9 protein-coding genes are annotated in these 5,932 nt (G+C 69.2%); 2 read left to right on the top strand and 7 right to left on the bottom strand.

Features of this window, described 5'->3' with window-relative positions; translation table 11 throughout:
* Positions 1-26: 26 nt before the first annotated feature.
* The 7 genes from ftsR to clsA all read right to left on the bottom strand — a co-directional run bounded on the left by ftsR (position 27) and on the right by clsA (position 4,721).
* The gene (gene ftsR / locus E1261_RS42615) at positions 27-686 is read right to left on the bottom strand and encodes a transcriptional regulator FtsR (RefSeq protein WP_132415681.1); all 660 of its coding nucleotides are present in this window, start codon (positions 684-686) and stop codon (positions 27-29) included.
* Complete coding sequence (locus E1261_RS42610; protein ID WP_132415679.1) at positions 673-1,203, bottom strand: FHA domain-containing protein; 531 nt, start codon at positions 1,201-1,203, stop codon at positions 673-675. The genes ftsR and E1261_RS42610 overlap by 14 nt, the downstream gene beginning before the upstream one ends.
* A gap of 134 nt (positions 1,204-1,337) precedes the next feature.
* Positions 1,338-1,718 (bottom strand): glycine cleavage system protein GcvH, encoded by a 381-nt coding sequence (gcvH, locus tag E1261_RS42605; RefSeq protein WP_132415677.1) that lies wholly within the window; start codon positions 1,716-1,718, stop codon positions 1,338-1,340.
* A 35-nt stretch (positions 1,719-1,753) separates the two neighbouring features.
* Positions 1,754-2,947, bottom strand: a complete 1,194-nt coding sequence (locus E1261_RS46715) for a DUF881 domain-containing protein (protein WP_238176795.1) — start codon at positions 2,945-2,947, stop codon at positions 1,754-1,756.
* Positions 2,948-2,952: 5 nt separating this feature from the next.
* Positions 2,953-3,285, bottom strand: a complete 333-nt coding sequence (locus tag E1261_RS42595; protein ID WP_132415675.1) for a small basic family protein — start codon at positions 3,283-3,285, stop codon at positions 2,953-2,955.
* Complete coding sequence (locus E1261_RS42590; protein WP_238176794.1) at positions 3,282-4,124, bottom strand: DUF881 domain-containing protein; 843 nt, start codon at positions 4,122-4,124, stop codon at positions 3,282-3,284. The genes E1261_RS42595 and E1261_RS42590 overlap by 4 nt, the downstream gene beginning before the upstream one ends.
* Positions 4,125-4,127: 3 nt before the next feature.
* Positions 4,128-4,721, bottom strand: a complete 594-nt coding sequence (gene clsA / locus E1261_RS42585; protein WP_132415673.1) for a cardiolipin synthase ClsA — start codon at positions 4,719-4,721, stop codon at positions 4,128-4,130.
* A 150-nt stretch (positions 4,722-4,871) separates the two neighbouring features.
* On the opposite strand from clsA, the gene E1261_RS42580 reads away from it, so the two are divergent.
* Together E1261_RS42580 and E1261_RS42575 are read left to right on the top strand one after the other, a co-directional pair.
* The gene (locus tag E1261_RS42580) at positions 4,872-5,243 is read left to right on the top strand and encodes a YciI family protein (RefSeq protein WP_132415671.1); all 372 of its coding nucleotides are present in this window, start codon (positions 4,872-4,874) and stop codon (positions 5,241-5,243) included.
* On the top strand, positions 5,243-5,932 hold a 690-nt coding region (locus E1261_RS42575; RefSeq protein ID WP_132415669.1), incomplete at its 3' end, for an RNA polymerase sigma factor. The genes E1261_RS42580 and E1261_RS42575, both read left to right, overlap by 1 nt.

The raw sequence follows: 5,932 nt of genomic DNA, 5'->3' as shown, positions 1-5,932 counted from the left end.
GTCCCACTCCCCGACCACACCACCGGTCAGCGGGGGAGGCGGGAGCGGACGAGGGCGGTGTGCAGGCGGACGGTGAGGGCCGCGAGCTGCTGGGTCTGGTCGGTACGGCGGGGGCCGGTGACCTGCTCGATCAGTCCGACCTCGCGGTCGGCGGCGGTCCGGAACGGGCGCAGGTGCCGCGGCTCGATCCCGTACGTCGCGAGCTCCGCGGCCACCTGGGCGACCACGATCGCGTCCCCGCCGTAATGCTTGCCCTCGGCCACGATCAGGCCGTGACTCTCCAGCTCGGCGAGCAACGTCGTACTGACTCCGGCGGCAGCGCAGAGCTCCGCCCTGGTCAGCCGGAGGTCGGTGCCGGTAGCACCGAAGTCGTCGGCGGCCGGCCCGGAGGCCGGCGTACTGGGAGCGATCGGCGGTCCACCTGCTGCCGGGCGCAGACCGCGGTCGATCGCACCGAGGTGCTCCTTGATGACCTTCAGCGGCAGGTACTGGTCACGTTGGGCGGTCAGCACGTAGCGCAGCCGCTCCACATCACCCGCGCTGAACTTGCGGTAGCCCGACGCTGTGCGCGCCGGTGTCACCAGCCCCTCGGCCTCGAGGAACCTGATCTTGGAGATGGTGACATCGGTGAACTCGGCCTGCAGGATCTGCAGGACCTCGCCGATCGAGAGCTCAGGCTTGGCCACTGGCGTAGTAGACCAGCCGGTACTTGCCGATCTGCACCTCGTCACCGTTGCTGAGCTGGACCTCGTCGATCCGGTCCCGGTTCACGTAGGTGCCGTTCAGGCTGCCGACGTCGCGCACCTTCACGCCGTACGCGTCGCGGCGGAACTCTGCGTGCCGACGGGACACCGTCACGTCGTCCAGGAAGATGTCGCTGTCCGGGTGCCGGCCCGCGGTGACCACGTCGACATCCAGCAGGAACCGGCTGCCCGCGTTCGGGCCGCGCTGCACGATCAGCAGGGCCGACCCGGCCGGCAACGCACCCACCGCGGCCTGGTCGTCGGGCGACAGCGGCTCACCCTGGTCGAAGCGCTCGGTCTCCGGCTCGGCACTGATCGGCGTCAGCATCGCGGTGTCCGTCACACCAGGCGTCGGCGTGGCGGCGGCCGGACGGTCCGCCCCAGGGAGCATGGCTCCGCACTGCGAGCAGAAGCGGCTGCCCTCGGAGTTCTCGTGCCCGCACTGGTTGCAGAACGGCATGCTGTGATCCTCCCGATCGCCGTTAGGCGACGTTGTGTCGTAGACCCCGTGTTTACAGTGTGGACCCGGACCCCAACCCTCGATCAGCGGTTGAGGTCCGGCAAACCTATCAGGCAGTGATCGGCCCGCACCGATCAGCTCTGGTCGAGCTGGCCCTGGTAGGTCTCGGCGTCCATCAGGGCCTCGACCTCGGCGTCGTCGTCCACCTCGATGTCGAGCAGCCAGCCCTCGCCGTACGGGTCGGTGTTGACCAGGTCGGGCTGGTCGGCCAGCGCCTCGTTGACGGCCCGCACGGTCCCGTTCACCGGGGCGAACAGGTCGCTGACGCTCTTGGTCGACTCGAGCTCACCACAGGAGTCGCCGGCGCGCACCGCGCTGCCGACCTCGGGCAGCTGGACGAACACGATGTCTCCGAGCGCGTCCTGCGCGAAGTCGGTGATACCGACCCGCACCGGGCCCTCGCCGGCCTTCACCCACTCGTGCTCGGCCGTGTACTTCAGGTCTTCGGGGTACACCGTCGTTCCTCTTTCACTGGAAGTTACCGGGCTGACTACTTGGACGGGCTGGGCGCCGGGCGAGCGTAGCGATGCTCCTCCTGCGCGTGCAAGGCAGTGATGGCGACGTTGGTCTCCTCGTTCACGTCCGCCGTACCGCCCACCTGGGGACCGGTCACCTCACTGACCAGCCCACCGGGAAAGTTGGAGGCCTCGGCCAGGCTGTGCGAGTCACCGATCGCCTCGATCACGTACGGCGAGGTCACCTTCAGCCCGTCGATCTTGATGCCGGGGGCGTCGTCGACGAAGTCGGTACTGGCCACCACCCGGACCGTGCCGTTGATCTGAATCGCCTCGGCGCCGGCGTCGCGTAGCTCCTCGATCGCGTCCAGCAGGTTGCTGGACGTCATCTTGCCCTGCGGGTCGTTCAGGGTGATCCGGACCCCGGGTCCGTGCGCGGGCACCGTACCGGCCAGGATCCCGAGCGCGCGGATCTGCGCCTCCGCCTGCTGCTTGGCCGTCTCCGCCTTGTCGGCACTGGACGCCAGCGTGTTCTTCCGCTCCTCCAGCTCGGCGATCTCACCCTCGAGCCGCCGGGTGTTCTGCCCGAGTCCGTCGAGGATCGCGATCAGGTCCTCACGGCGCGCGTTCTGGTACCCGTCGTCGGCGCGATTGACGCGCACCTGGACGACCGCCGTACAGGCGACCAGCGCGAGCACGACCGCGACGATCGCCTGACCGCGGGACGGCTTGAACCCGGCCTTCAGCCGGCGGACCGCGAGGTTCGGCGTCCGCGGCTTCTTCGGCGCCGGCATCGGCGTCGGCTGCACCGGATGCGCCTGCTCGACGGGCTCCGCGTCGGAAGTGCCGGCCGGCGTCGGAGCGTCTGCTGCAGGGCTCACCGGTGGGTCGAAGCGCGGCGGCTTGGCGTGCTCAGCCTTCGGGCGGTGCGGCGGCTCCTCCACCTTCCGCTCCACCGGCTTGTCCTCGGCTACCGCCTGCTCGGGTGCCGTCTGCTCGTCGGCCGTCGGCTCACTCGCCGGGCGCTCCTCAGGCAGACCGGCCTTGCCCGGCTCAGCGGCCTTGCCCGGCTCAACCGGCTTGCCGCGGTCGGTGGATTCGCTCGGCTCAGCGGGCTTGCCGGGCTTGGCGGGGGTGTCGTCCTGGCCCCACCAGCTGGCGATGACCGTGGGCTGGTCGTCGGTGGTGGGCTTCTCGGGCTCCGGGGTGTCCGGCTTCTCGTCGCTCATGTCACTCAGGCCCGGAAGATGTGCCGGCGGATCGCGGCCATGTTGGTGAAGATGCGGATCCCGAGGACGACGACCACGCCGGTGGACAGCTGCGAGCCGACCCCGAGCTGGTCACCCAGGTAGACGATCAGCGCCGCGATCAGCACGTTGGACACGAACGACACGACGAACACCTTGTCGTCGAAGATCCCGTCCAGGAACGCCCGCAGCGCACCGAACACCGCGTCCAGCGCCGCGACCACCGCGATCGGCAGGTACGGCTGGGCCCACTCCGGGACGTCCGGGGCGACCAGCAGGCCGACCACCACGCCGATGATCAGTCCGAGTACGGCGATCATTTCGAGCCACCGACCTTCGCGTATCGCAGCGCGATGGTCGCATCCGCCGGCACCAGCAAGGAATCCTCCGTCGTGATCGTCATCCGGACATCGAAGTTGCTGACCAGGTACTGCACCCACTGGCCGCCCGAGCTCTGTGCGAACCGGGCCGGCAGCGTCCCGGTGTCACCGATCGCCAGCACCGTGTACGGCGGGGTCAGCGAGCTGTAGTCGACCGTGATCGCACTACCCGCGCCCCGGATCGCGGTCATCGAGGTGAGCCGGTGACCGTTCACCGCGATCGCCTCCGCTCCTGCCGTCCACAACCCGTTCACGAGCTGCTGGAGGTCGACGTCGAGCAGCCGGCCCTCCTTGTCCGCGTCCTTGGCGTCGTTGACGACGACCTTGAGGCCGGGACCGGTGACCGCGATCGCTCCGGTCTGCAACTCCAGGTCATCGAGCTTCTGCTGCAGCGCCACACCGTTGTCCGCGTTGGTCAGTCCCCCGGCCTGCAACCGACGGACCTCGTCGGCCAGCCGGGTCTGATCGGTGCGCAGTCCGGACAGCCGGGTGTCGGCCTGGTTGATCCGGGCGATCAGCTCCTTGCGTTGCTTCTCCGCCTCCGGCGCGCTGCGGTAGTTCTGCGAGGCGGCGACCGCAATCAGGAAGCCGAGCACCACCGCCGCCACCGCGAGCATCACCCGGTGCCGCGACCGGACCGGCTTGCCGTCCTGTTGCGGCCGGGTCCGGGCCGCAACGGCGTACCCCTCGTCGATCGGGTGCGCCATCAGGTTGTTCAGCAGCGACATCGAGGCGTCGACGCGCCGTGGCGGAGGCGGCTTGGTTGCGGGCTCGGTCACTGGCTACCGGGCCTTGTCGATTGGTTTCACTGTCTGGATCAGGTGCCGCAGCTGCTCGAAATAGAGCACGCCGGCCCAGTAGTAGAGCGCCGTCCCCCAGATGGCGAACGCCCAGCCGAAGACGCGGGCCAGCAGATTCAGGGTGCTGTCGCCGTCACCGAGCAGCAGCAGCGGGAACGCGTACAGCAGGCAGAAGGTCGCCGACTTGCCGAGGAAGTGCACCGGCAGCGCGTTGAAGCCGCGGCGGTGCAGCGCCGGCAGGGTGAACGTGAGCAACAGGTCACGCAACGGCAGCGCGATCGCCAGCCACCACGGGATGATGTCGCGCAACGCCAGACCGAGCACGGTGGCGAAGATGTACAGCCGGTCTGCCACCGGGTCGAGCATCTGCCCGAGCCGGGTGGTCTGGTTCATCCGCCGTGCGATCTGGCCGTCGGCCCAGTCCGTGAAGCCGGAGATCGCCAGCACGAGCAGCGCCCAGCCGTCCTCCCTCGGCCCGAGGATCAACCACAGGAACAGCGGCACACCCAGCAACCTGAGGAAGCTGAGCGCGTTCGGGATCGTGAGCACCCGGTCGGACACTTCCAAGTCCGGCACGCGCCCCCTCCTCTCTCACCCCTGGACAGTCGCTGTAACTCTACTTGGGCCCTGCCCGCGGGCATGCCCCGGACACCCTCTACACCTGAACGTCTCGGCGGGTCACCCGCTATGGGTGCTGCGAACCGGTAATCCGATCGATACTGGACCGTGTCTAAGTTCCTGGTACTCATCTACGGCAATCCGGAATCCCGTGCGGTGTGGGACGGCCTGACCGACGAACAGAAGCGTGAAGGTATGGCGGGGTACGCGGCCCTGCACGAGGCCCTGGCCGAGCGCGGCGAGCTGCTCGCTTCGGAGTCGCTGGCCGAGCCGTCGGCAACCAAACAGGTGCTGGTCCGGGACGGTAAGCCGCTGACCACCGACGGCCCGTTCGCCGAGGTCAAGGAACAGCTGGCCGGGTTCTACCTGCTCGACTGCGAGTCGATGGAGCGCGCGGCCGAGATCGTCGCGCTGATCCCGGAGGCGCCGTACAGCGTGGTCGAGGTGCGCCCGGTGCGCGACCTGTCGGCGTACACGTGATGCAGCTCGAGGAGGTGTTGCGGTCGCAGGCGCCGTCGGTGCTGAGCGCACTGGTGCGCCGGTACGGCGATTTCGACGCCTGCGAGGACGCGGTTCAGGAGGCGTTGCTCGCGGCATCGATGCAGTGGCCGGGCGACGGCGTACCGGAGAATCCGCGGAGTTGGCTGATCACGGTCGCATCGCGGCGGCGGATCGAGGCGCTGCGCAGTGAGGCGGCTCGGCAGCGGCGCGAGGAGGCCGTGGGTGTGCAGCCCGAACCTTTGGCGGCGCCTGCGGTCGACGACTCGCTGACCCTACTGATGCTGTGCTGCCACCCGGAGCTGACCACCCAGTCCCAGGTCGCGCTCACGCTGCGGGCGGTCGGCGGCCTGACCACCGGCGAGATCGCCCGGGCATTTCTGGTGCCGGAGGCAACTATCGGTCAGCGGATCAGCCGGGCGAAGGCGAAACTGCAGGACGCCCGGTTCGCCCTTCCACCGGCCGACGAGCTGCCGGCGCGGCTGACCGCCGTACTGCATGTGCTCTACCTGATCTTCAACGAGGGCTACACCGCATCGTCCGGCGACTCGCTCCACCGGGTCGAGCTCAGCACCGAGGCCATCCGGCTGACCCGGCAGCTCCGCGAGCAACTGCCGTCCGAAGGTGAGGTCGCGGGCCTGCTGGCGCTGATGCTGCTCACCGACGCCCGC

This window comes from Kribbella albertanoniae, from assembly GCF_004348455.1.
Lineage (GTDB): Bacteria > Actinomycetota > Actinomycetes > Propionibacteriales > Kribbellaceae > Kribbella > Kribbella albertanoniae.
Note: the sequence above shows the minus strand (reverse complement) of the source record. Positions and strands in the feature narration are given on the sequence as shown.